The sequence below is a fragment of the Vibrio sp. Vb0888 genome (genome assembly GCF_033338835.1).
GTDB classification, from domain to species: domain Bacteria; phylum Pseudomonadota; class Gammaproteobacteria; order Enterobacterales; family Vibrionaceae; genus Vibrio; species Vibrio alginolyticus.
Map to the genome: position 1 here is coordinate 1 of NZ_JAWOTL010000297.1, position 1,085 is coordinate 1,085.

1 protein-coding gene is annotated in these 1,085 nt (G+C 48.3%); it reads left to right on the forward strand.

Going from position 1 to position 1,085, the window contains the following annotated elements; genetic code table 11:
* Nucleotides 1-1,085: aminotransferase class III-fold pyridoxal phosphate-dependent enzyme (locus R7P72_RS25760; RefSeq protein ID WP_318111073.1), on the forward strand; the 1,085-nt coding region annotated here is incomplete at both ends.

The window sequence follows — 1,085 nt, forward strand, 5'->3', positions numbered from 1 at the left end:
TCGAGCGTTTGTTGAACGATGATGAAGCGGGTATCATGAAGCCTGCTGCGATCATCGTAGAGCCAGTTCAAGGTGAGGGCGGTGTAATTCCTGCTCCAGCATTCTGGTTGCGCGAACTACGTCGTATTTGTGATGAGCACGGTATCCTGCTGATTTTTGATGAAATTCAGTGTGGTGTGGGTAAATCTGGTTACAACTTCGCTTTCGAAGAAGCGGGTATCGTGCCTGATGTATTGTGTCTTTCTAAAGCGATTGGCGGCGGCTTGCCAATGTCACTGCTTGTGATCAATAAGCAACACGATACGTGGAAGCCAGGCGAGCACACGGGCACATTCCGTGGTAACCAACTTGCAATGGTTTCAGGTGCTAAAGCGCTTGAAATTATCCAACGTGACAACCTTGTTGAACATGCGAACGTTGCGGGCCAATACCTACGTTTTGGTCTCGAAAGCATCCAAAAACGTGTTAACTGTATTGCTGAAGTTCGTGGCAAAGGCTTGATGCTAGGCGTTGAAATCAAGAATCCTAACGGCGAGCTTAACAAGTTTGGTGAACCTCTTGCTGACGGTCAGTTGACCCTAGCGATTCAACGTGCTGCGCTTGAGCGTGGTTTGATGGTTGAGAAAGGCGGCCGCGAAGGTTCTGTTATTCGCTTCCTTCCACCACTTATCATTTCATTCGAACAGATTGACTTCGCATTACGTGTGCTTGAAGAAGCGATCATCGCCGCAGGCGGTAGCCACGTTGAAGCTGCACCACAAGAAGAGTGGAAAAAGCACTTCATCCATACCGGTGAACTAGGCAGTGCTGAGTTTGCATCAGTAATGAACCACACAACTGCTGCAATGAAGTCAGTGTTTGAACAAGTTAACGCACCATACTCAGGTATGGATCCTAAAGCGTTAGAAGATGCGATCAACGCAGTTGACCTAGACAACAAAAATGCGCCACTTAAATCCGTAATCGATGATGCGGCAGAGCTGGTGGCTAAGAACGCTATCTTCACTCAACACCCTGATTGTATCGCGCATTTGCATACGCCTCCTTTAATGCCGGCTGTTGCAGCAGAGGCGATGATTGCAGCA